Here is a 22,489-nt window from a genome sequence, read left to right as displayed (position 1 = left end):
GTCGAGACGGCTCAGTGCTCCGCGAGCCGGAAGCCCTCGTCCCGCAGGTGCTGCAGCAGCCGGGCGCAGTGGTCCGGCCCCTTCGTCTCGACCTGGACCTCGATCTCGACCTCGTCGATCTCCAGGTCCACGCCGGTGCGCACGTGCGACACGTGCATGACGTTCCCGCCCGCGCCCGCGAGCTCGCGCAGCAGCCCGGCCAGGGCTCCCGGGGTGTCGTGCACCCGCACCCTCAGCTGCAGGTACCGCCCGGAGACGGCGAGCCCGTGCCGGACGACGCGCAGCAGCACCAGCGGGTCGATGTTCCCGCCGGAGAGCACGACGACGACCGGCCCCTCGAGCTCGCCCGGAGCGGCCATCACGGCGGCGACCCCCGCGGCGCCCGAGGGCTCCACCAGCAGCTTGGCGCGCTCGGCGACGAGCAGCAGGGCGCGTGACAGGTCCTCCTCCGACACGGTGCGCACCTCGCACCCGTGCTGCTGCAGGACGCCGAACGGCACGACGCCGGGGGTGCCGACCGCGATGCCGTCCGCCATCGTGTGCAGCTCCGGGGCGCGGACCGGCTGGCCCGCGACGAGCGACGCCGGGTAGGCGGCCGCACGCGCCGCCTGCACGCCGATGACCCGCACGTGCGGGGCGAGCTCCGCGACGACGGCCTGGATGCCGGCCGCCAGCCCGCCGCCGCCCAGCGGGACGACGATCGTGCGCACGTCCGGGACCTGCTCGAGGACCTCCAGGGCCAGGGTGCCCTGCCCGGCCACGATGTCCTCGTGGTCGAAGGGGTGGATCAGCACCCGCCCGGTGCGCTCCGCCTCGGCGCGGGCCGCGACCAGCGCCTCGTCGACGCTGGTCCCGTGCTGCCGCACCTCGGCGCCGTACTCGCGCGTCGCGGCGATCTTGGGCAGGGCCGCGTCGACCGGCATGTAGACGACGGCGTCGATGCCGAGCAGCTGCGCGGCGAGCGCGACGCCCTGGGCGTGGTTGCCCGCGCTCGCGGCGACGACCCCCAGCGCCTTCTCCTGCGCGGAGAGCCGGGCCATCCGCACGTACGCGCCGCGGATCTTGAAGGAGCCGGCGCGCTGCAGGTTCTCGCACTTGAGCAGCACCGGGGTGCCGGCGATCTGGGACAGCGCGCGGGAGGTCTCGACGGGGGTGCGCGTGGCCACCCCGTCGAGCAGTCGTGCGGCGGCGCGGGCGTCGTCGAGGTAGGTCACCTGCGTATCCTTCACCGCCGGGCGTCCGACCCGCCCGCACCCCGCCGCGAGAAGAGCCCGGGCGGCCGCAGCTCCACGTGGTCCTGCGTGCCGAGCTGCGGGAACTTGTCGTGTCCGTGCAGGTAGAGCACCACGGTGTTGAGGGTCGCGGCGATCGGCACCGCGAACAGGGCGCCGACGATGCCCGCGGCCATGGACCCCGCGGTGACGACCAGCAGGACGGCGACCGGGTGCAGCGACACCGCGTGCCCCATGAGCAGCGGCTGCAGCAGGTGCCCCTCGATCTGCTGCACCAGCAGCACCACGCCCAGCATGATGAGCGCGACGACCGGCCCCTGGGCGACGAGCGCCACCAGCACGGCGACGATCCCGGTGGCGATGGCCCCGACGATCGGGATGAACGAGCCGACGAACACGAGCGTCGCCAGCGGCACGGCGAGCGGCACCTGCAGGATCGCGGCGCCGAGCCCGATGCCGGTCGCGTCCACGAGCGCCACGAGGATCTGCGTCCGGGTGTAGCCGGACAGCGTGACGATGCCGCGCCGGCCGGCCTGGTGCACCCGCTCGCGCACGGACAGCGGCAGCAGCCCGACCAGCCACGTCCAGATGGTCCGGCCGTCGAGCAGGAAGAAGAACGTGCAGAACAGCGTGATCAGGGTGCCCGCGGCGACGTGGCCGACGGTGGTCGTGAGGGACAGCGCGCCGGAGACCAGCGAGTCCGCGTTCTGGCTGACCTGATCGCGGCCCTGCTCCACGAGCTGGTCCAGCTGGTCGGTGCTCAGCTGCAGCGGGCCGTCCGACAGCCAGGCCAGCGCCTCGTCGAAGCCCGCGGACGCCTGCTCCGACAGGTCGCCGAACCCGGCCGCGATCGACCGGCCGGCGAGCACCACCAGGCCCGTGACCACGGCGAGGAGCAGCAGCACGGAGGAGATCGCCGCGGCTCCGCGCGGGAACCGGGCCACCCGGCGCAGCCAGCTCGCGAACGGCATCAGCAGCACGGTGAGCAGCAGCGCGACGGCGACCGCCACGACGATGACCTTGAAGTAGCCGACGATCCACAGCGCGACGGCGGCCGCCGCCACGATGAGCAGGAAGCGCCAGGACCAGGCCGCCGCGGCCCGCATCGAGGGGGTCACGGACTGCTCGGCCGTCCAGCCCCGGGGGGTCGCGCCCGTCGTGAGGTCCCCCTCGTGCAGCACCGGCGGCGGGGCGGTGTCGGTGGCGGCCGGCCCTCCCGCCCGCGCCCGCGTCAGCGCGCGCCAGCCGCGGCCCGGCGTCGTCACGCCAGCGCCCGCGTGAGGTCGGCGATCAGGTCCGCCTCGTCCTCGATGCCGACGGACAGGCGCACCAGGTCGTCCGGGACCTCCAGGTCGGTGCCCACGACCGACCCGTGCGTCATCCGGGCGGGCAGCTCGATCAGCGACTCGACACCGCCGAGCGACTCCGCGAGCGTGAACACGCGCGTCCGGGCGCACACCTGCGCGGCGCGCTCGGCGCTCCCGGCACGGAACGACACCATGCCGCCGAACCCGGACATCTGGCGCGCGGCGACCTCGTGGTCGGGGTGCTGCTCCAGGCCCGGGTAGATGACGTCGCCGACGTCCTCGCGCTCGACGAGGAACCGCGCGACGGCCGCGGCGTTCGCGCTGTGCCGGTCCATCCGCACCGCGAGGGTCTTGAGCCCGCGCAGCGTGAGCCAGGAGTCGAACGGCCCGGCGACGGCGCCGGACGCGTTCTGGTGGAAGGCGACGGCGTCCGCGAGCGCCGAGGTGCCCGTCGGCCCCTCCAGCCCGACGGGGAGCTGCGCGCCGTCGGCGACGACCAGCGCCCCGCCGACCACGTCCGAGTGCCCGCCGATGTACTTGGTGGTGGAGTGCACGACCACGTCCGCGCCGAGCGCGATCGGCTGCTGCAGGTACGGCGTCGCGAACGTGTTGTCGACGACGAGCACCGCCCCGGCCGCCCGGGCGTGCGCCGACAGCGCGGCGATGTCGGAGACGCCGAGCAGCGGGTTCGTGGGCGTCTCCACCCACACGAGCTTGGTCTGCCCCGGGCGGATCGCGGCGAGCACCGCGTCGGCGTCCGACAGGTTCACGGGCGTGTGCTCGACGCCCCAGGGCCCGAACACGCGCGCGATGAGGCGGTACGTGCCGCCGTACGCGTCGTTCGGGACGACCACGTGGTCGCCCGGGCGCAGCACGGCCCGCAGCAGGGTGTCCTCCGCCGCCAGGCCGGACGCGAAGGCGAACCCCGCGCCGCCGCCCTCGGCCGCGCGCAGCGCCTCCTCGAGCGCCGACCGCGTCGGGTTGCCCGAGCGGGAGTACTCGTAGCCGCTGCGCAGGCCGCCGACGCCGTCCTGCTTGTACGTCGACACCTGGTAGATCGGGGTGACGACGGCGCCGGTCTCCCGGTCGGGCTCCTGGCCGGCGTGGATGGCGCGGGTCGCGAACCCGGCGTCCGACCAGTCGTCGAGGTCGACGTGCTCGCCGAGGTCGCCGGAGGCGGGAAGGGTCGGGGTGCTGTCCTGGTCGTCGCTCACCTGCTCAGGCTAGGCGCTGGCGCCCACGGGAACACGCGGGCACGCAGGGCGGTTGAGTGCGTCGGACCCGAGGAAGGGAGTCACCATGAGCTGGCTGTTCGGTTCGGCCCTCGCATCGACGATGGTCACCCCGGAGCGCGCGCTGAAGGGCCGCGACGGCTACGGCTACACCGTCCCGACGACGCACACCGTGCTCGGGACGCCGCTGCAGGGCCCCTGGCCCGAGGGCACCGCGACGATCACGCTGGGTCTGGGCTGCTTCTGGGGCGCGGAGCGCGTCTTCTGGCAGCTGCCGGGCGTCGTCGCCACGTCCGTCGGCTACCAGGGCGGGTACACGCCGTACCCGACGTACGAGGAGGTGTGCACCGGTCTGACCGGGCACGCCGAGGTCGTCCAGGTGGCCTACGACCCCACCGTGGTCTCCGACGCCGACGTCCTGCGGACGTTCTTCGAGTCGCACGACCCGACGCAGGGGTTCCGCCAGGGCAACGACCGGGGCACGCAGTACCGGTCGACCGTCTACCCCACGACGCCGGAGCAGGAGCTCGCCGCGCGCGAGGTGCTGGCGGCGTACCAGGAGCGGCTGACCCGCGCCGGGTACGGGGAGATCACCACCGAGGTGCGCCCCGCCGCCGAGGCCGGGACGTACTACTACGCCGAGGACTACCACCAGCAGTACCTCGACAAGAACCCGAACGGGTACTGCGGCCTCGGCGGGACCGGCGTGTCCTGCCCGCGGCCCCTGGACGCCTGAGCGGGCGCTGCCCGCTGGACGCCTGAGCGTCCGACCTGCTGGAGCTCCACCCGAGGGGCGTCGCGCGACCACCGCGCGGCGCCCCTCGGCGCGTGGCGGGGCCGGTCAGGCGTCGCGGACCGGCTGGCACACGTCGGTCACCCACCGCTGCGGGTCGCGCTCCTGCGCGGGACCGACCCGGTAGACGTCGAACATCGGGCCGTCCATCGCGAGGCCGTGCCCGGCGATCCAGTCGCCGATGGCCGCCGTCACCGCCCCGACCTGCTCGTACCCGCCGGTGAACGTGGCGAGCGCGACGTCGCGCGCGGGGACCTCGACGCAGCACACGCCGTCGGTCCCGGTGAACGGGGCGGCGACCTGCAGCCAGATCTCCACGTCGGGGTCGCGCTCCTGGAACCCGTCGTCGTGGAACGTGGCCCCGGCCAGGGCCCCGGCGGCGGGCACGGCCCCGGCGGCCTGCATCGCGGCGGGCAGCCGCTGCCAGAGCAGGCCCTCGTCGGCGTAGGTGGGGACGACCTCGCGCAGCGCGGCGACGGTCATCGGGGGCAGGGTGGTACGGCGGACGTCGACGGACATGACGGACTCCTCCAGCGTGGTGATGAGGTGGTCGACCCGCTCGAGCCGCCGCCGGACGTCGTCCGCGTCGGCCAGCAGCCGGGACCGCTGCTCCTCCACCGCCCGCCGCACCGCCGCCGGGTCGTCGAGCAGCGGCAGCAGCCGCGCGATCTCGGCGACCGGGAAGCCGGCGTCGCGCAGGGCGACCACCCGCCCCGCGGCGAGCAGCTGGGCCGGGGAGTAGTAGCGGTACCCGGAGGCGGCGTCCACCGACGACGGCCGGAGCACCCCGCGCTCGTCGTAGTGACGGAGCATCCGCACGCTGATCCGCGCCAGCCGGGAGAACTCCCCGATGGTGAAGGTGCGTGCCTCGGACCGGGTCATGTCCATGACCTCACACCCTGACACGGTGGCAGGCTCAAGCCCGGGACTCCCGGCCCTGCCGCGGGCTCCTGCGCGCGCGTACGGTGCGGCGGGTGAGCCGATCCGACGAGCACCGCACCGCCCTGGCCGCGCTCCCGGACGGCGACGTCCCGGCCTACCTCACCGCCCGGTCCGGGCTGCCCGGCCCGCGGGCGAACCTGGAGCTGGTGCAGGCGTTCGCCGACGTGGCGCCCGCTCCCCTGGTGCTCCGGCTCGCCGCCGACGACGACGCGTACCTGCGGTGCTGCGGGACGGTCGGCGCCGGGCGGCTGCTGGCCTCCGCGCCGGACACCGGGCTGCTGACCCTGCTGCACGGGCTGGCGGCGGACGCGTCCTGGCGGGTGCGCGAGGCGGTGGCCATGGCCCTGCAGCGGGTCGGCGACGCGGAGCCGGCGGCGCTGCGCGCGATCGTCGACGGCTGGGCGCGCGACCCGCACCCGCTGGTGCGCCGGGCGGCGGTCGCCGCGATCTGCGAGCCGCGCCTGCTGCGGGACCCCGTCACCGCCGCGGCGGCCGTCGACGCGTGCCGGACCACCACCGCGTCGATCGAGGCGCTGCCCGCCGGCGACCGGCGGGACCCCGACGTCCGGACGCTGCGCCAGGCGCTCGGGTACTGCTGGAGCGTCGCGGTGGCGGGCGACCCGGCCGCCGGGCTGCCGGCGTTCGCGGAGCTCGCGGGGTCGGGCGACCCTGACACCGCCTGGATCGTCCGGGAGAACCGGAAGAAGACCCGCCTCGCCCGCCTGCTCGGCTGACGCCCGCGCGCCCACCGCGCAGGCGCGCACGCGGCGAGCGCGCAGCCGCCCGGATGCGCGCCCGCCGCGGCGCGTGCGCGCCGGACCCTCAGACGGCGGTGGCGAACGCCGCCAGGCCGAGCTGCACCGCGTGGTCGAAGAGCTGCTCGCGCTCGGCGGAGGAGAGCTCCGCGGCCTGGAACGTGAAGTCCGAGATCGACATGATCGCCAGGGCCTTGGCGCGCTCGCGGTCCGCCACCGCGTACAGGCCGGCGGCCTCCATCTCGACCGCGAGCGTGCCGTGGTCGACCAGCGCCTGCATGACCTGCGGCCGGTCGGCGTAGAACGCGTCCGAGGTGAGCACCGCGCCGGCGTGCACCCCCGCGCCCTCGGTCTCCCGCCCGGCGGCGACGGCCGCGGCGGCCAGCCCGAAGTCGGGGGCGTGCGAGTAGTGCACGCCGGGGACGCGCCGCTCGCTCAGGCCCGAGTCGGTGTGCGCGGCGGTCGCGATGACGACGTCCCCGAGCTGCAGGTGCCGCGCCATGCCGCCGGCCGTGCCGATCCGGATGATGCGCTGCACGCCGTAGAACCGGAACAGCTCGGTGGCGTAGATCGCGATCGAGGGCACGCCCATGCCCGACGCCATCACCGACACGGGACGGCCCTGCCAGGTGCCGGTGTAGCCGAGGACGCCGCGGACCTCGGTGACCAGCCGCGCGTCCTCGAGCACCGTCTCGGCGATGCGGGTCGCGCGGCGCGGGTCGCCGGGCATGAGGACGTCGGGCGCGAAGTCGCCGGGCTCGGCGGAGATGTGCGGGGTGGGCATGCGGGGCTCCGGTGGGGTTGGGCCGGGCGGCGGGGACGGGCGGCGGAGGGGCGCGGCCCGCACGACCACGCCGCCGCCCGGCCCTCGTCGGGCGCGGGCGGCGGTCGTGGTCGTGCGGGTCGTGCGCTGGCGGCTGGGCGTCAGTGGGTGCCGACGATGTCGACGACGAACACCAGGGTGTCGCCGCCGCGGATGCCGGCCTGCGGGACGCCGCGGTCGCCGTAGCCGAGGTGCGACGGGATCGAGAGCAGGACGCGGGAGCCGACGGGCTGGCCGACGAGGCCCTCGTCCCAGCCGCCGATGACGGCGCCGACGCCGATCGGGAAGCTGATCGACGAGCCGCGGTCGTACGAGTTGTCGAACACGGCGCCGTTCCAGCTCTGGCCGAGGTAGTGCACCTCGAGGTCGTCGCCGGCCTCGACGAGGGGGCCGTCGCCGGGCGACAGCACCAGCACCTCGAGCTCCGCGGGGGCGTCGCCCTCGGGGAACGTCAGGGTCGGCTTCTCACCGAACGATCCGGTGGCCTCGGGCAGCGTGGCGGGCATGACGTCTCCTTGGTACGGGGGTCGGACGGCTCCATCCTGCCCGCTGGCCCGCCCGCGCCGCGAATGGGCGTCCGGGCTGGGTTAGCGTCGTCCCGGCGGGCGAGGGGCGCCCGCCGGGACGGGAGCACCGATGTCGCTGACCACCTGGGCCGGGAACCTCGCCTACTCCGCCGCGCGCCTGCACGAGCCGCGCACCGTCGCGGAGGTCCAGGAGGTGGTCGCCTCCGCCGCGCACGTGCGCGCGCTGGGCACCCGGCACTGCTTCAACGACCTCGCCGACACCCCGCACGACCTCGTGCGCCTCGACGCCCTGGACCCCGGCGTCGCGCTCGACGAGGAGGCGCGCACGGTCACCGTGTCCGCCGGCACGCGGTACGGGACGCTCGCGCGGGCGATCCACCCGCGGGGCTGGGCGCTGCACAACCTGGCGTCGCTGCCGCACATCTCCGTGGCCGGGGCGGTCGCGACCGCGACGCACGGCTCGGGCGACCGGTCGCAGAACCTCGCTGCGGCCGTCGCCGCGCTCGACCTCGTGACCGCCGACGGGTCGCTGCGGCACCTGCGCCGCGGGGACGCCGACTTCCCCGGGGCGGTGGTGGGCCTGGGCGCGCTGGGCGTCGTCGTGCGGGTGACGCTCGACGTGGAGCCGGCGTACGACGTGGCGCAGGAGGTGCACACCGACCTGCCGTGGGACGCCGTGCTCGAGCACCTGGACGACGTCACGGGCTCCGCGGACTCCGTCAGCCTGTTCACGGACTGGGCCGGCCCCGCTGTCCGGCAGGTCTGGCGCAAGACCCGCCTCGCGCCCGGCGCGACGTACGAGCCGCGCGCGGAGCTGTTCGGCGCGCGGCGGGCGACCGGGCCGCTGCACCCCCTGCCGGGGATCGACCCCGTCAACTGCACCGAGCAGCTCGGCCGGCCCGGCCCGTGGCACGAGCGGCTGCCGCACTTCCGGCTCGAGTTCACGCCGAGCAACGGCGACGAGCTCCAGTCCGAGTACCTCCTGCCCCGGGAGCACGCCGTCGAGGCGATCCAGCAGCTGCGCGCGCTGGCGCCCGTCGTCGCCCCGCTGCTGCAGGTCTCCGAGATCCGCACCGTCGCCGCCGACGACCTCTGGCTCAGCAGCGCGTACGACGGCGACCGGGTCGGGCTGCACTTCACCTGGCATCCGCGGCAGGCCGAGGTCGAGGCCGTGCTCCCCCGGATCGAGGCGGCGCTGGCCCCGCTCGGCGCGCGACCGCACTGGGGCAAGCTCTTCGCCTCGGTCGCCGGGCCCGACGGCGACCCCCGGGCGCTGTACCCGCGGCTCGACGACTTCCGGGCGCTGGTGGGCCGGCTCGACCCGGAGGGGAAGTTCCGGAACCCGTTCGTGGAGCGGCACGTCCTGGGCGGCTGAGCCGCCCCGCGGGCGGCTACCGCGCGAGGAACGCCAGCAGGTCGTGCCGCGTCAGCACGCCGATCGGCTGGCCGTCGTCGACGACCATCAGCGCGTCGTGCTTCTGCAGCGACTCCCGCGCGGAGTCCACCGTCTCCCCCGAGCCGATCAGCGGCAGCGCGGCGGACATGTGCCGGTCGACGCGGTCCGACAGCGCGGCGGCGCCGGAGAACACCGCGTCGAGCAGCTCGCGCTCCGACACCGCGCCGGCGACCTCGCCGATCTTGACGGGCGGCTCCGCGCCGACGACGGGCATCTGCGAGACGCCGTACTCCTGGAGGATCTCGATCGCGTCCCGGACGGTCTCGTTCGGGTGCGTGTGCACGAGCGCGGGCAGGCTGCCGTCCTTGGTCCGCAGCACGTCGGACACCGTCGCGCCCTGACCGGCGTCGAGGAACCCGTAGGACCGCATCCACCGGTCGTTGAAGATCTTGGACAGGTAGCCGCGCCCGCCGTCCGGGAGCAGCACGACGATCACCGCGCGCGCCGCCGCCTCCGGGTCGTCGTCCTGGAGACGGCGCGCCAGGCGCAGCGCGCCCTCGACCGCCATGCCGCACGAGCCGCCGACCAGCAGGGCCTCCTCGCGGGCCAGCCGCCGGGTCATCGCGAACGAGTCGGCGTCCGACACGGCGATGATCTCGTCCGGCACGGCCGGGTCGTACGCCGGCGGCCAGAAGTCCTCGCCGACGCCCTCGACCAGGTACGGCCGCCCGTCGCCGCCCGAGTAGACCGACCCGAGCGGGTCGATGCCGACGACCCGCACCCGGCCGCCGTCGGCCTCGGCGCGCTCCGCGGACACGTCGCGCAGGTACCGGCCGGTACCGGTGATCGTGCCGCCGGTCCCGACGCCGGTGACGAAGTGCGTGACCCGCCCGTCCGTGTCCGCCCAGATCTCCGGGCCGGTCGACGCGTAGTGGCTCGCGGGGCCGTTCACGTTGGCGTACTGGTTCGGCTTCCAGGCGCCCTCGATCTCGGTGACCAGCCGGTCCGAGACGGAGTAGTAGGAGTCCGGGTGCTCCGGCGGGACGGCGGTCGGGGTGACGACCACCTCGGCGCCGTACGCCCGCAGCACGTCGCGCTTGTCCTCCGAGACCTTGTCCGGGCAGACGAACACGCAGCGGTACCCCTTGCGCTGGGCGACCAGGGCCAGGCCGACGCCGGTGTTGCCGCTGGTCGGCTCGACGATGGTCCCGCCCGGGCGCAGCTCGCCGGAGGCCTCTGCCGCCTCGATCATCTTCAGCGCGATGCGGTCCTTCGCGGACCCGCCGGGGTTGAGGTACTCGACCTTCGCGAGGACGGTCGCGGCGAGGCCCTCGGTGACGGCGTTGAGCCGCACCAGCGGGGTGCCGCCGACGAGCTCGGAGATGTGCTGCGCGTACTTCACGGGTCGGTCTCCCAGGGAGGGTCAGGGTGGTGCGGGCACGAGAAGGCCCCGCCTCCCAGCCTAGGGCCGGGGTGCGGGGCCGTCGTCGCGGTGCAGGTGGGGTCAGTCGCGGCCCTGCAGGATCGCGAGGATCCGCAGGATCTCCAGGTACAGCCAGACCAGCGTGACGATCAGGCCGAAGGCCGCCGACCAGGCGAACTTCGCCGGGACGCCCTGCTCGACGCCTCGCTTGATGGAGTCGAAGTCCATGATCAGGCTCGCGGCTGCCAGGCCGACCGCGACGAGGCCGACGACCACGCCGAGCCAGCCGCTGCGCAGCGGGCCGTACTCGCCGCCCGCGCCGAAGACCATCATGACGACGTTGACCAGCGAGTACGCCAGGTAGCCGACCATCGCGATGAGCAGCCAGCGCGTGAACTTCGGGGTCACCCGCACGCGCCCGGACCGGAACAGGAAGAGCGCCGCACCGAACGTGGCGAACGTCGCGACGACCGCCTGCAGGACGATCGGCTGCGTCTCCTTGCCGTCGAACGTCAGGTTCTGGAACGCCAGGCTGATCCCGCCGAGGAACACGCCCTGGGCGACGGTGTACAGCGTGATGAGCGCGGGGCTGGGGTTCCGCTTGAACGCGTTGACCAGCCCGAGCACGAGGCCCACGATCGCGCCGAGGGGCCACAGCCCGGGCGCGAAGTTCCACGTCGCCGCGGCGACGACGACGAGCAGCGCGAGCAGCCCGCCCGTCTTGACGATGACGTCGTCGTAGGTCAGGCGCCCGGTGTCCCGGGTGGTCGCGGTCGGGGCGCCGTACATCTGCTCCAGCGTCGACGCCTCGACCACGGGGCCGGTGGCGCCGCCGAGCGTGCCCGTCGCCCCGCCCTGCTGCTGGCGGGCGCCCCGGTTGCCGCGGGCGCGCGGGTCGCCGAAGACGGCGCTGTTGTTGAACACCGGGTTGCTCATGGGTCCTCCAGGTCGGTTCGAGGTGCGAGCCGGCAGTGGTTCATCCGGGTTCAACGCGCGCACCGTCCCGGTAGTTCCCGCCGGCCCCGAGGTCATCCGTGAGGTGGACGCCGTCCTCCCTGATGGCGAGGCCGGGGGTCATCAGGTTCGGCCTTGCGGTTGTTCCGCGCCGCGAGCGCCGTCCGTAGGTTCGTCCTGTACCTGAGGACCCACCTGTGAGGGAACCATGATCGAGGCACGAGGACTGACCAAGAGGTACGGCAAGAAGACGGCGGTGGCCGGCATCGACTTCGCCGTGCAGCCGGGGAAGGTGACCGGCTTCCTCGGCCCGAACGGTGCCGGCAAGTCCACGACGATGCGCATGATCGTCGGCCTGGACCGGCCGACGTCCGGGACCGTCACGGTGAACGGGCGCCCGTACGCGGAGCACCGGTCCCCGCTGACCGAGGTCGGCGCGCTGCTGGACGCCAAGGCGGTCCACTCGGGCCGCTCCGCGACGAACCACCTCCGGGCGGTCGCCGCCACGCACGGCATCGGCCGCAAGCGGGTCGACGAGGTCATCGAGATGACCGGCCTGCAGGCCGTGGCCGGCAAGCGCGTCGGCGGGTTCTCCCTCGGCATGGGCCAGCGGCTGGGCATCGCCGCCGCCCTGCTCGGCGACCCCCGCACGCTGATCCTCGACGAGCCGGTGAACGGCCTCGACCCCGAGGGCGTGCTCTGGGTGCGCAACCTCGTCAAGCACCTCGCGTCGGAGGGCCGGACGGTCTTCCTGTCCTCGCACCTGATGAGCGAGATGGCGGTGACCGCCGACCACATCCTGGTCATCGGGCGCGGCCGGATCATCGCCGACGCCCCGGTCTCCGACATCGTCGCCCGCGCGTCCGGCAGCACCGTCAAGGTCCGCAGCCCGCACGCCGCCCAGCTGGTCGAGCTGCTCCGCGGCCCGGAGGTCACGGTCACGTCGGTCGAGGCCGGCCTGCTCGAGGTCACCGGCAGCACCGCCGCGCAGATCGGCGAGCTCGCCGCCCGCAGCAGCCTCGTCCTGCACGAACTGACCCCGGTGTCCGCCTCGCTGGAGGCCGCCTACATGTCGCTGACCGCCGACGACGTCGAGTACCACTCCGCCCCCACCGGCGCGGACCCCGCCCTCGCCGCGGCCGTCGCCGCGCAGACCCCCCAGGAGGCCCGGCGATGAGCGCCACCGCCACCGTCCCCGCCACCCGCGCCGCCGCCCGGCCCTCGTCGGACGTCCGCGTCACCTTCGGCCGCCTCGTGAAGTCCGAGTGGATCAAGCTCTGGACCGTGCGCTCCACCTGGTGGGTGCTGCCCATCACCGTGGTCGCGCAGGCCGGGATCGCGTGGATGATCGCCTACTTCGGCGTCCAGGAGATGGACGACGCCGGGGTCGGCTACGTGGTCACCGCGGCCGACATCGTCGGCGGCATCCAGTTCGCCCAGCTCGCGATCTGCGTGCTCGCCGTCCTCACCATCACCGGCGAGTACTCGACCGGCATGATCCGCAGCACGCTCACCGCGGCACCCACCCGGCTGCCGGCGCTGCTCTCCAAGGGCCTGGTCGTCGTGCTCGTCGCCTTCGTGACCGGCATCGTCGGCACCCTGGTGAGCTGGGCGGTCAGCTACCCGGTCCTCGGGGAGGCGCACCGCGTCGACCTGGGCGACGCCGTGAACCAGCGGATCCTGCTCGGCGCGCCGCTGTACCTCGCGGCGATCGCCCTGCTGGCCTACGGCATCGGCGCGATGCTGCGCCACTCGGCGGGCGCGCTCGCCACCGTGCTCGGCCTGCTGCTCGTGGTCGAGGGCGTGTTCGCCTCGATCCCGTGGGTCGTCTTCGAGAAGATCAGCCCCTACCTGCCGATGTCCGCGGGCTCGCAGCTGGTGCAGACCTCCGGCCCGGACGCGGTGCTCACGCCGTGGCAGGGCTACGGCGTGCTCGTCCTGTGGGGCGTGGCCGCGCTGGCCGGCGCCGCGGTGCTGATCCGCCGCCGGGACGCCTGAGCCGTCGGCGTCCGCACCGGGTCTGGCACAGTGACCCCGTCCCCGCCCGGGGGCGGGGTCGCCGTGCACCCGGGGACTCGACGCCGCAGCCGACCGCACCGACCGCACCGACCGCACCGGAGGGCCCCCTGAGCACCGACCCGGGCCACCCGTCGATGGCCTTCACCGAGCTGGACGCGCGCCGCCTGGGCCGCGTCCGGCGGTACTTCGCCCGGCACCCGGGCGCCTCGGACGTCCTGGTCTGCGTCTTCTTCGCGCTCGGGTCGCTCGACCTGGTCAGCACCGCGCTGGGCGGGGTGCTCGGGATCGACCCCGACCCGTCCGCCCGGGGGGTGGCCGGGACCCTCGTGCTCGCGGCGCTCGGCACCGTGGCGCTGGCCTTCCGGCGGCGCTCGCCCGTCCAGGTGGCCGCGCTCCTGGCGCTCCTGGGCGCCGGCGCGGTCCTGCTGTCCGGCCACCTCGGGCCGTTCGCGCTGGGCTTCGCGTTCGCGCTCTACGTGGTCGCGGCGACGCTCCCCCAGCGCGTCGGCTGGCTCGTGCTCGGCGGCGCGTCGCTCGTGGTGATCGCGGCGCTGCTGGCCTGGGGCGAGGACGCGTCGGGCCGCGGCGGCATAGTCACGGTCACCACGCCCGACGGGGCGGTGGTGCAGCGCGCCGACGGCCAGGACGCCGCCGCCGCGTCGGACGTGCCGAGCTTCCTGCTGCTCGGCCTGGTCGGCATGGCGGTCGGCGCCAACGTGCGGGGGCGGCGCCTGCACACCCGCGGCCTCGTCGAGCGGCACCAGCAGCTGATGGACGCGAGCGAGCAGCAGGCGAAGCTCGCCGCGGCCGCCGAGCAGACCCGGATCGCGCGGGAGATGCACGACGTCGTGGCCCACGGGCTGACCGTGATGATCGCCCTGTCGGACGGCGCCCGGGCCGCGGTGCGCCGCTCCCCGGACGACGCCGAGACCGCCCTGGACCTGCTGTCCGAGACGGGGCGCTCCGCGCTCGCCGACATGCGCCGGATGCTCGGCGTGCTGCGCGGGGCGGACGTCCCGCTGGAGCCCCAGCCCGGCACCCAGGACCTGGAGTCGCTGGTGCAGCAGTTCCGCGCGGCCGGCCTGACCGTCCACCTCACCACCACGGGGCCGCCGCTGCCGTCCGACGCCGGGCTGTCCCTCACCGTCTACCGGGTGGTGCAGGAGTCGCTCACGAACGCGCTCCGGCACGCGGGTCCGGGCAGCCGGGTCGACGTCCTGGTCCGGCACGGCGACCACCGCGTCGGCATCGAGGTGGTCGACGACGGCGGCGGGGCGGCTCCCGTCGGTGACGGCGACGGGGGTCGGCTGTCCCGGCTGGGCGACCGGCTGAGCGACCGGCGCTCGGACCTGCTCGACGCCCGGACCGACGCCGAGCCCGCGTCGGCCCTGCCCGCCGCGCCGGTCCCCGCGCGCACGGGCCGCGGCCTGGTCGGCATGCGGGAACGCGCGGCGGTCTACCGTGGCACCGTGTCCGCGGGCCCGTACCGCGCCGGCTGGCGCGTGCACGTGGAGCTGCGGACCGACGACACCGGCGCCGGCGCTACGGCGGTCGTCCCCGGGACGCCGCCCGCCCGCCCCCCCACCCCCCAGGGGCACGCGGGACCCCGACCCCGCCGGCGGGCGAGCGGGCCCGACCCGTCCGGGTGCTGCTGGGGGACGACCAGCCGCTGCTGCGGATGGGCTTTCGCCTGGTGCTGGAGGACGAGGAGGACATCACCGTCGTCGGCGAGGCCGGCGACGGCGCGGACGCGATGCGCCAGGTCACCGCGCTGGCCCCGGACGTCGTCCTGATGGACGTGCGGATGCCCGGCGTGAACGGCATCGAGGCCACCGAGCGGATCGTCGCGTCCGGGTCCCCGTCGCGGGTGCTGATCCTCACGACGTTCGACCTCGACGAGTACGCCTTCGCGGCGCTGCGCGCGGGCGCCAGCGGGTTCCTGCTGAAGGACGCCCGGCCCGCGGAGCTGACCGCCGCGATCCGCGCGGTCGCGACGGGGGACGCGGTGGTGTCCCCGCGCGTGACCCGCCGGATGCTCGAGCTGTTCGCGGAGGAGCTGCCCTCCGCGGGCGCCGCGCCCGCGCCCCGGACCGACGCCCGGCTGGACGACCTCACGCACCGCGAGCGCGAGGTCCTGCTCGCCGTGGCCGAGGGCCTGTCGAACGCCGAGGTCGCCGAGCGGCTGTTCCTGTCCGAGGCGACGGTGAAGACCCACGTCGGGCGGATCCTCGCGAAGCTCGGGGTGCGGGACCGGGTGCAGGCCGTGGTCCTGGCGTACGAGTCCGGGATCGTCGGGCGCTGACGCCCGCGCGGCGGCCCGGCGCGCTGACGCCCGCGCGGCCGTCACACCTCGCCGACCGCCTCCTCCGGCGTCCCCTCGGCGGACCGGGCCGCGCGGTCCAGCTGCCGCCACGTGAGGCGCTCGCCGACGGCGGTCGCCATGCCCTGCCCCTTCCACGCGAAGGCGAGCACGCCGAGCAGCAGCACGCCGGCGCCGACCCAGTAGGGCGCGGTGGCGCTCACGGGGTGCAGCAGGCCGGCGATGACGGGGGCCGGGGCCGCGAAGCCCCAGCGGACCAGGTTGAACGCCGCGGTGGTGGTGCGGCGGTCGGCGCCGCCGATGCCGAGCGCGAGGTCGGTGAGGTTCGCGTTCGCGATGCCCATGCACACGCCGGCGAGGACGAGCACGACGACCGCCTCGGCCGTGCCGGCGCTGGTGGCGAGCAGCACGAGCGCGACCAGCAGCCCGGCGATCGCGACGCCCACGGTCGCGACGGCGCCGATGCGGTGCGCGAGCCGGTGGCCGACCAGGAGGATGCCGACGGCGAGCCCGATGCCCCAGGCCGTGAACACCAGCCCGAGCGGGATCACGTCGAGCCCCAGGAACACGGGCGTGTAGCCCAGGACGACGAAGAACACGAAGTTGTAGGCGGCGGTGACGACGCACAGCGTGCGGAACGCGGGCCGGCGGTACGGCGCCAGCACGTCACGGAGCCGCAGCGCGCTCGGCGGGTCCTCCGGGTCGCGGAGCCGGGTGATCGACATGCCGAGCGCGACCAGCATGAGGACGCCGCAGGCGGCGAACGGCACGCGCCACGAGATCTGCCCGAGCAGCCCGCCGATCAGCGGCCCGACCGCGAAGCCGAGCCCGACGCAGGTCTCGAAGAGCTCGACGACCCACTCCCGGTCGGTCGCCAGGGCGACGAGCAGCACCATGGCGGTCGCGAAGAACATGGCGTTGCCGAGGCCCCAGAGCCCGCGGAGCACGGCGAGCTGGGCGATGGTCCCGGACAGCGCGGCGAGCACCGCCGCGGCGGCGACCACCGTGACGCCGGTCGCGAGCACGGCGCGGTAGCCGAACCGGCCGGTGGCGATGACGGCGGGGATCATCCCGACCGCCATGACGATCAGGTACGCGGTGAACAGCAGCTCGATCTGCCAGGTGGAGGCGCCGATCTCCGCGCCGATCACCGGCAGGATCGGGTCGACCACGGCGATGCCGGCGATCGCGAAGAACGCGGTGAGCGCGGTGGCGTAGATGGCGGTCTTGTTCGGTTCGGGGTGCCGACTGGGCATGCGGGGTCCTCAGGAAGACGTCGTCGGGTTTACCTGCATCATACAGGTAGATTCCTCCGGAGCGTGGCAGACTGCGCGGACCGACCGATCGACGGAGAGACGATGGACCAGCCGGACGACGCCCTGCGCACCATCGAGGCGCAGGTAGCCATGCTGCTGCGCCTCTCGGAGCGGACCCGCCGCTCCGTGACGCGCCGCCCCGGGGACCTGGAGCGGTCCGCGTACCTGGTGCTCGGCGTGCTGGCCGCCGACGGCCCCGCGAGCGTGAACGCGATCGCCGACGCGCTGCGCCTGGACCCCTCGACCGTCACCCGGCAGGTGCTCGCGATGGAGCAGGCCGGGCACGTCGTGCGCACCGCCGACCCCTCCGACGGCCGCGTCACGCTGGTCGAGCCGACCCCGGGCGGCCTCGCCGCGCTGGCCGAGACCCGGGAGGTGCGCGCGCGGATGTACGGCGCCATCCTCGACGGGTGGCCGGCCGAGGACCGCGCGGAGCTCGCGCGGCTGCTCACGCGCCTCAACCTGGACGTCGACACCTGGGGCCGCGCGAACGCCCGCCGGTGAGACACCCCCGCGGGTCCGCGTGACGACCCGCGCCGGCAGCACCTACGCTCGTCCCGGCGCACCGGCCACCGCCCCCGGACCGCGCGCCCGGGCCGCCCGCCCGCGCGCCGCCCCGTCCGGCACCCCGCAACGACCGGAAGGTGCTCCCCGCGTGACCTCTCCCGACCCCGCCGTGCCCCGCCGCCCGCGGGCACCCGCCCTGCGCGCGACCGTCCAGCGCACGGAGCACCTGACGCCGGCCATGGTGCGGCTGACCCTCGGCGGCCCGGGCATCGCCGGCTTCGCGCCGTCCCCGCACGCCGACTCCTACGTGAAGCTGGTGCTGCTGCCCGGCGTCGGGCGCTCCGCCTCCGGCGCCGACGTGCTCGCGACGTGGACCACGCCCGAGGGGCAGGTGGACCTCGAGGCCGCGCGCGCCGCGCTGCCGCCGGAGCACCAGCCGCGGATGCGCACGTACACCGTGCGCGCCTACGACGACATGGACCTGACCCTGACCGTCGACGTCGTCGTGCACGGCGCCGCGGGCGTGGCGGGACCCTGGGCGGCGGCCGCGGCGCCCGGGGACGAGATCGTGGTCGTGGGCCCCGGCGGCGGCTACACCCCGGACCTCGCGGCCGACCACCACCTGCTCGCGGGCGACGCGTCGGCGCTGCCCGCCATCGCGGTGTCCCTGGAGCGGCTCGGCGACGCGGCGTCCGGCGTCGCGGTGATCGAGGTCGCCGACCGGTCCGAGGAGGTCGCGCTGCACGTGCCCGACGGCATCGCGCTGCGCTGGGTGCACGCCGACGGGGCACCTCCCGGCGCGCGGCTCGTCGAGGCCGTGCGCGCGCTGCCCTGGCCGGACGGGCGCGTGCACGCGTTCGTGCACGGCGAGGCCGGGTCCGTGCGGGAGCTGCGGCGGTACCTGCGCGTCGAGCGCGGGATGGCCAAGGAGGACCTGTCGATCTCCGGCTACTGGCGGCTCGGCGCGGACGACGAGGGCTGGCGCGCGGGCAAGCGGGACTGGCTGCGGGGCATCGAGGACGCGGAGGCGGCCGCCGGGCTGGACTGAGGCTCCGCGCCGCGGCCGGTCAGGTCGCCGTCCAGCGCACGAGCCCCGTCAGGGCGCCAGGTGCCACGGGCGGTCGGGGTCCGTCGGCCGGGTGTCCGCCGCGACCTCGACCGCGTAGGTCGCGGGCGGCGGGCCGTCCGGGACCGGGCCCAGGTACCGGTGGCCGGTCATCCGGCACCACGCGGGCAGGTCGATGGGGGCGACCGGGTCCGACGTCGTCAGGTGCACGACGGTCCCCGGGTCCAGCTCGCGGGCGCGGGCGCGGAGCAGGACGAGCAGCCGGGCGCAGCCCAGGTCTCCCCCGTCGACGTGCACGATCACCCGGGGACCGTACCGCGTCAGCGCTGGTGCTCCTGGTGCTCGGCGTCCTGCTCCTCCCGGTACTCGAACTCCGCCGGGTCGACCCCCCGCTCGATCAGCAGCCGGTCGATCTTCGCCTCGATCCGCTCGTCGCCCTCCTTGGACTGCGACGACCCCCAGAAGTAGAAGAGCGCCAGCCCGGCCGCCTGCCAGACCAGCTGCAGGAACTCCGACTGCCAGTTCTCGAACGTGGACGACAGGAACGCCGGGAAGAACTGGGACCACTCGAACGCCTGCCCGTGCTCCGCCGCGTCGTTGCGCTGCTCGATCAGCTGGAACAGGAACTGCCCCGCCCACGAGAACAGGAACAGGGCTCCGGTGACGATGCCGAACGAGTAGGCGGTGAAGAACTTCGGGCGGTTCGGCTTCTGACCAGCCACGGCGGCCTCCTTGCTCCGGCCGGGCCCACCCCGGGCCCGGTGACAGGGCGAGTGTCGCCCCGGTGGGCGGGCAGCGCCCGTCGAGCACCGCGTCCGGCACGATGGGGGCCCCGACTGGCGAAGGAGCACGACGTGCCGGCACCCCTGGACCCTGCCGCGGAGCAGGTGCGCGCCGAGCAGCGGCACCTCGACGCCGCGTACGCCCTGCTGGACCGGCAGCGCGACGAGGCGCGGGCGGACCTGACGGCCGTGCTGCGGCGGGGGGCGGACGGCGCGACGGACGTGCACGTGCGCGAGGCGACCGCGGCGGGGCTCACGCGCCGGCTCGCGCGGCTGGACGGCGCGGAGCACGCCCTGTGCTTCGGCCGCGTGGACCTGGCGGACGGGGAGGTGCGGCACGTGGGCCGGCTCGGCCTGCGGGCCGACGACCGCGACGAGCCGCTGCTGGTCGACTGGCGCGCGGACGCGGCCCGGCCCTTCTACGCCGCCACGCCCGTGCACCCCATGGGCGTGCGCCGCCGGCGCCACCTGGACGTGACCGGCCGCCGCGTCCGCCGCGTGAGCGACGAGGTGCTCGACGGCTCGGCGCACCGTCCGGGCGACGTGGTCGGCGACGACCCGCTGACGGAGGCGCTGGAGGCGACGCGCACCGGCCGGATGGGGCAGGCGGTCGCCACGCTGCAGGCGGAGCAGGACGCGGTGGTGCGCTCGGACGACCGCGGCGTCACGGTGGTGCAGGGCGGCCCCGGCACGGGCAAGACGGTGGTGGCGCTGCACCGCGCCGCGTACGTGCTGTACGCGTTCCCGCGCGCGGCCGAGGACGGCGTGCTGGTGCTCGGCCCCGACTCCGTGTTCCTGGACTACATCTCCCAGGTGCTGCCCTCGCTCGGGGAGAACGACGTCGTCCTCGCGACGGCCGACGACCTCACGGGCCGGAGCGCCACGGCCGCCGAGCCGCTCGCGACGGCGCGGCTCAAGGGCACCGCCGTCCTCGCGGACGCGGTCGCGGCGCTCGTCCGCCGGCACCAGGCACCGGGGACGCCCCGGTTCGCCGTGCGGGTCGGCGGCGAGGAGGTCGTCCTCGACGCCCGCACCGTCGCGGAGGGCCGTGCGCGGGCGGCCGGCAGCGGGCTGCCGCACAACGCGGCCCGCGAGGTCCTGCACGAGCACCTGGTGGACGCGCTCACCGACGCCCTGGAGCGCCGGGCGGTCGACGACCTCGCCCGCATCGACGCGGAGGTCTCGGCCGCGACCGGCATGGACCTGGACCGGGCCGCCGCCGCGGACCTGCGCTCCCTGGGCTACGACGACGGCCCGGCGCACGACCTGTCCGCGGAGTTCGACGCGGACGCGGTCCGCGAGGAGCTGGCCGGCGACCCGCTCGTCGACGGCGCCGTCACCGCCCTGTGGCCGCGGCTCCGCCCGGAGGACCTGGTCCGCCGGCTGCTGTCCGACGCGGCGCTGCTCGCGGCGTGCGCGCCGCGGCTCACGGCGGACGACCGGGCCCTGCTGCTGCGTCCGGCGGACGCCCCGTGGACCCGGGCGGACCTGCCGCTGCTGGACGAGGCGGAGGCGCTGCTCGACGGGCCGCCGGAGCGGGTGTTCGGGCACGTGGTGGTGGACGAGGCGCAGGAGCTGACCCACCTGCAGTGGCGGATGGTCGTGCGGCGGTGCCCGTCGCGGTCCATGACGGTGGTGGGCGACTTCGCGCAGGCCGGTCCCCTCACCACCGCGCGCACGTGGGCGGAGGCGCTCGGTGCCCACGTCTCCGCGCGGCTGGCGGTCACGACGCTCACCGTGTCGTACCGGACGACGCAGGAGATCCTCGCGAGCACCCGGGAGCTCCTGGCCCGGATCGCCCCCGACCAGACGCCGAGCCGGTCCGTCCGGCACGGCGAGCAGCCCCGGCGGCTCACGACGACCCGCGACGCCCTGCTCGCGACGGTCACCGGCGAGCTCCGGGCGCAGGCGGCGGCGCACCCGGACGAGCTGCGCGCCGTCATCAGCACCGAGGAGGTCCTGGCGGTGCTCGCCGACGCCGTGGCGCCGTGGGCGCGCCTGGTCCCCGCGTCCCGGGCGCGGGGGCTGGAGTTCGACACCGTGCTGGTCGTCGACCCCGACGGCATCGCGGCGGACCGCCCGGGCGGCGACCGGGACGTCTACGTCGCCGTCACGCGGCCGACCCGGCGGCTGTGCACGGTGGAGGTCACCCAGGGCTGACGGCCCGGCGGCCGGTCAGGCGGCGCCGGCCGAGGCCATGCCCGACGGCGCCCGGCCGCCCGTCGTCCCCGCGGGCCCGGGCGCGTCGCCGTCGCGCTGCGGGAGGACCCCGCCGGCGCTCCGTCCCCGCGACGGGGCGACCCCGGCGATCAGCCCGGCGGCGACCTCGCGGGCGTCGCGGTCGGTCGCGGCGGCGCGGAGGTAGGCGAGCGCCTCGGAGGCGTCGCAGTGCCGCTGCGCCATGACGACCCCCACGGCGCGGTCGATCAGCGGCTGGGTCCGGCTGCACGCGAGCAGGTCGTCCATGGTCTGCGCGAGGGCGATCACCTCGTCCCGCGCGGCCACGACGGAGGCGATGCCCTCGGCGATCCCGGCGGCGCGCGCCGCGAGCTCGGCCCACGCGCCGGGGCGGCGGCCGTACAGCGACAGGTAGACCGTGACGTCGCGGTGGGTGCCCGCGACGACGGCGGCGGACCGGAAGCCCTGGACGGCGCAGGCGTGGGTCCAGACGGGCCACCGGCGCTCGTCGGCGAGGTCGTCCAGCAGCACGGGCGCGCCGGTCTCCCGGGCGGCGTACCGCGGGCCCTGCCGGTGCCGGTCCTGCGCGCCGTCGCACCGGGCGGCCGCGACGGACGCGGCGGCCAGCCAGCGGTCCAGGCCCCGGACGGTCGCGGTGGCGCAGGCCTGCGCCTCGACGCCGAGGGTGCGGCCGGCGTGGGTGGTGAGGGTGTGGATGAGTGCGTCGAGCGAGGCGTCGGCGTCCAGCCGGATCGTCTCGTCGGGTCCCTGCACGCGCATCGGAGCTCCCGAGCGTCGTCCTGCGCGCTGCGCTGCGCTGCACAGGCCGTCATGATGACGCCTCCCGCGGATCCCCGCCACCCGAGCGGGTCCGCACCTACCTACCGAGCGGTAGGTAGACTGCCTCCGGGTCCGAC

Annotated in this window: 22 protein-coding genes; 10 read left to right on the top strand and 12 right to left on the bottom strand. The window is 75.7% G+C overall.

Annotation, left to right across the window (positions count from 1 at the left end; genetic code table 11):
• Nucleotides 1–11: 11 nt before the first annotated feature.
• The 3 genes from ilvA to QNH85_RS12025 are packed head-to-tail and all read right to left on the bottom strand — an operon-like array spanning nt 12 to nt 3,648.
• On the bottom strand, nt 12–1,214 hold the full coding sequence (gene ilvA, locus QNH85_RS12035; protein WP_282946784.1) for a threonine ammonia-lyase: 1,203 nt from the start codon (nt 1,212–1,214) through the stop codon (nt 12–14).
• 11 nt (nt 1,215–1,225) lie between these two features.
• Nucleotides 1,226–2,497: an AI-2E family transporter gene (locus QNH85_RS12030; protein ID WP_346016317.1), complete on the bottom strand. Its 1,272-nt coding sequence runs from the start codon at nt 2,495–2,497 to the stop codon at nt 1,226–1,228.
• A complete protein-coding gene (locus tag QNH85_RS12025) occupies nt 2,494–3,648 on the bottom strand; it encodes a cystathionine gamma-synthase (protein WP_428830402.1) in 1,155 nt (384 codons plus the stop codon). The genes QNH85_RS12030 and QNH85_RS12025 overlap by 4 nt, the downstream gene beginning before the upstream one ends.
• A 190-nt stretch (nt 3,649–3,838) precedes the next feature.
• Here QNH85_RS12025 and msrA point away from each other — a divergent pair, with 190 nt between their 5' ends.
• Nucleotides 3,839–4,507, top strand: a complete 669-nt coding sequence (gene msrA / locus QNH85_RS12020) for a peptide-methionine (S)-S-oxide reductase MsrA (RefSeq protein WP_282946781.1) — start codon at nt 3,839–3,841, stop codon at nt 4,505–4,507.
• Nucleotides 4,508–4,612: 105 nt separating this feature from the next.
• Here msrA and QNH85_RS12015 read toward each other — a convergent pair whose 3' ends face one another.
• Nucleotides 4,613–5,446, bottom strand: coding sequence for a MerR family transcriptional regulator (locus tag QNH85_RS12015; RefSeq protein WP_282946779.1), 834 nt, complete (start codon nt 5,444–5,446; stop codon nt 4,613–4,615).
• Between the two features lie 92 nt (nt 5,447–5,538).
• On the opposite strand from QNH85_RS12015, the gene QNH85_RS12010 reads away from it, so the two are divergent.
• Complete coding sequence (locus tag QNH85_RS12010; protein WP_282946777.1) at nt 5,539–6,240, top strand: HEAT repeat domain-containing protein; 702 nt, start codon at nt 5,539–5,541, stop codon at nt 6,238–6,240.
• 88 nt (nt 6,241–6,328) lie between these two features.
• Here the strand turns inward: QNH85_RS12010 and deoD are convergent, their stop codons facing one another.
• Both deoD and QNH85_RS12000 read right to left on the bottom strand, forming a co-directional pair.
• Nucleotides 6,329–7,045 (bottom strand): purine-nucleoside phosphorylase, encoded by a 717-nt coding sequence (gene deoD, locus QNH85_RS12005; protein WP_213282491.1) that lies wholly within the window; start codon nt 7,043–7,045, stop codon nt 6,329–6,331.
• Between the two features lie 140 nt (nt 7,046–7,185).
• Nucleotides 7,186–7,590: an FKBP-type peptidyl-prolyl cis-trans isomerase gene (locus QNH85_RS12000; RefSeq protein ID WP_213282492.1), complete on the bottom strand. Its 405-nt coding sequence runs from the start codon at nt 7,588–7,590 to the stop codon at nt 7,186–7,188.
• Between the two features lie 130 nt (nt 7,591–7,720).
• Here QNH85_RS12000 and QNH85_RS11995 point away from each other — a divergent pair, with 130 nt between their 5' ends.
• Nucleotides 7,721–8,986, top strand: a complete 1,266-nt coding sequence (locus QNH85_RS11995) for an FAD-binding protein (RefSeq protein WP_282946773.1) — start codon at nt 7,721–7,723, stop codon at nt 8,984–8,986.
• A gap of 16 nt (nt 8,987–9,002) precedes the next feature.
• Here QNH85_RS11995 and QNH85_RS11990 read toward each other — a convergent pair whose 3' ends face one another.
• Nucleotides 9,003–10,409, bottom strand: a complete 1,407-nt coding sequence (locus QNH85_RS11990) for a cystathionine beta-synthase (RefSeq protein ID WP_282946771.1) — start codon at nt 10,407–10,409, stop codon at nt 9,003–9,005.
• 102 nt (nt 10,410–10,511) lie between these two features.
• On the bottom strand, nt 10,512–11,366 hold the full coding sequence (locus QNH85_RS11985) for a Bax inhibitor-1/YccA family protein (protein ID WP_282946769.1): 855 nt from the start codon (nt 11,364–11,366) through the stop codon (nt 10,512–10,514).
• A 226-nt stretch (nt 11,367–11,592) separates the two neighbouring features.
• Between QNH85_RS11985 and QNH85_RS11980 the strand changes: the two genes are divergently transcribed.
• From QNH85_RS11980 to QNH85_RS11965, 4 genes are all read left to right on the top strand, one after another.
• Complete coding sequence (locus tag QNH85_RS11980; protein ID WP_282946767.1) at nt 11,593–12,561, top strand: ABC transporter ATP-binding protein; 969 nt, start codon at nt 11,593–11,595, stop codon at nt 12,559–12,561.
• Nucleotides 12,558–13,382, top strand: a complete 825-nt coding sequence (locus QNH85_RS11975) for an ABC transporter permease (RefSeq protein WP_282946765.1) — start codon at nt 12,558–12,560, stop codon at nt 13,380–13,382. The genes QNH85_RS11980 and QNH85_RS11975 overlap by 4 nt, the downstream gene beginning before the upstream one ends.
• A gap of 155 nt (nt 13,383–13,537) precedes the next feature.
• Nucleotides 13,538–15,196, top strand: a complete 1,659-nt coding sequence (locus tag QNH85_RS11970) for a sensor histidine kinase (protein WP_282946763.1) — start codon at nt 13,538–13,540, stop codon at nt 15,194–15,196.
• A complete protein-coding gene (locus QNH85_RS11965; RefSeq protein WP_282946761.1) occupies nt 15,082–15,705 on the top strand; it encodes a response regulator in 624 nt (207 codons plus the stop codon). The genes QNH85_RS11970 and QNH85_RS11965 overlap by 115 nt, the downstream gene beginning before the upstream one ends.
• A 41-nt stretch (nt 15,706–15,746) precedes the next feature.
• Here the strand turns inward: QNH85_RS11965 and QNH85_RS11960 are convergent, their stop codons facing one another.
• Nucleotides 15,747–16,979 (bottom strand): MFS transporter, encoded by a 1,233-nt coding sequence (locus QNH85_RS11960; RefSeq protein WP_282946759.1) that lies wholly within the window; start codon nt 16,977–16,979, stop codon nt 15,747–15,749.
• A 102-nt stretch (nt 16,980–17,081) separates the two neighbouring features.
• Between QNH85_RS11960 and QNH85_RS11955 the strand changes: the two genes are divergently transcribed.
• Entirely contained in the window at nt 17,082–17,543 is a 462-nt protein-coding gene (locus QNH85_RS11955; RefSeq protein ID WP_282946757.1) for a MarR family winged helix-turn-helix transcriptional regulator, read from the top strand.
• A gap of 151 nt (nt 17,544–17,694) precedes the next feature.
• The gene (locus QNH85_RS11950) at nt 17,695–18,594 is read left to right on the top strand and encodes a siderophore-interacting protein (protein WP_282946755.1); all 900 of its coding nucleotides are present in this window, start codon (nt 17,695–17,697) and stop codon (nt 18,592–18,594) included.
• 48 nt (nt 18,595–18,642) lie between these two features.
• Here the strand turns inward: QNH85_RS11950 and QNH85_RS11945 are convergent, their stop codons facing one another.
• Both QNH85_RS11945 and QNH85_RS11940 read right to left on the bottom strand, forming a co-directional pair.
• Nucleotides 18,643–18,915, bottom strand: coding sequence for a sulfurtransferase TusA family protein (locus QNH85_RS11945; RefSeq protein ID WP_249669250.1), 273 nt, complete (start codon nt 18,913–18,915; stop codon nt 18,643–18,645).
• Nucleotides 18,916–18,932: 17 nt separating this feature from the next.
• Entirely contained in the window at nt 18,933–19,334 is a 402-nt protein-coding gene (locus tag QNH85_RS11940; RefSeq protein WP_282946753.1) for a DUF6766 family protein, read from the bottom strand.
• Nucleotides 19,335–19,466: 132 nt separating this feature from the next.
• On the opposite strand from QNH85_RS11940, the gene QNH85_RS11935 reads away from it, so the two are divergent.
• Nucleotides 19,467–21,554 (top strand): HelD family protein, encoded by a 2,088-nt coding sequence (locus QNH85_RS11935; RefSeq protein WP_282946752.1) that lies wholly within the window; start codon nt 19,467–19,469, stop codon nt 21,552–21,554.
• Nucleotides 21,555–21,569: 15 nt separating this feature from the next.
• Here the strand turns inward: QNH85_RS11935 and QNH85_RS11930 are convergent, their stop codons facing one another.
• Nucleotides 21,570–22,352 (bottom strand): ANTAR domain-containing protein, encoded by a 783-nt coding sequence (locus QNH85_RS11930; RefSeq protein ID WP_282946750.1) that lies wholly within the window; start codon nt 22,350–22,352, stop codon nt 21,570–21,572.
• Nucleotides 22,353–22,489: the final 137 nt, after the last annotated feature.

It is taken from the genome of Cellulomonas endometrii, from assembly GCF_949769265.1.
In the GTDB taxonomy this organism is placed as follows: Bacteria; Actinomycetota; Actinomycetes; order Actinomycetales; family Cellulomonadaceae; genus Cellulomonas; species Cellulomonas endometrii.
The sequence above is the reverse complement of the archived record's forward strand: the minus strand, read 5'-3'. Positions and strand labels throughout refer to the sequence as shown.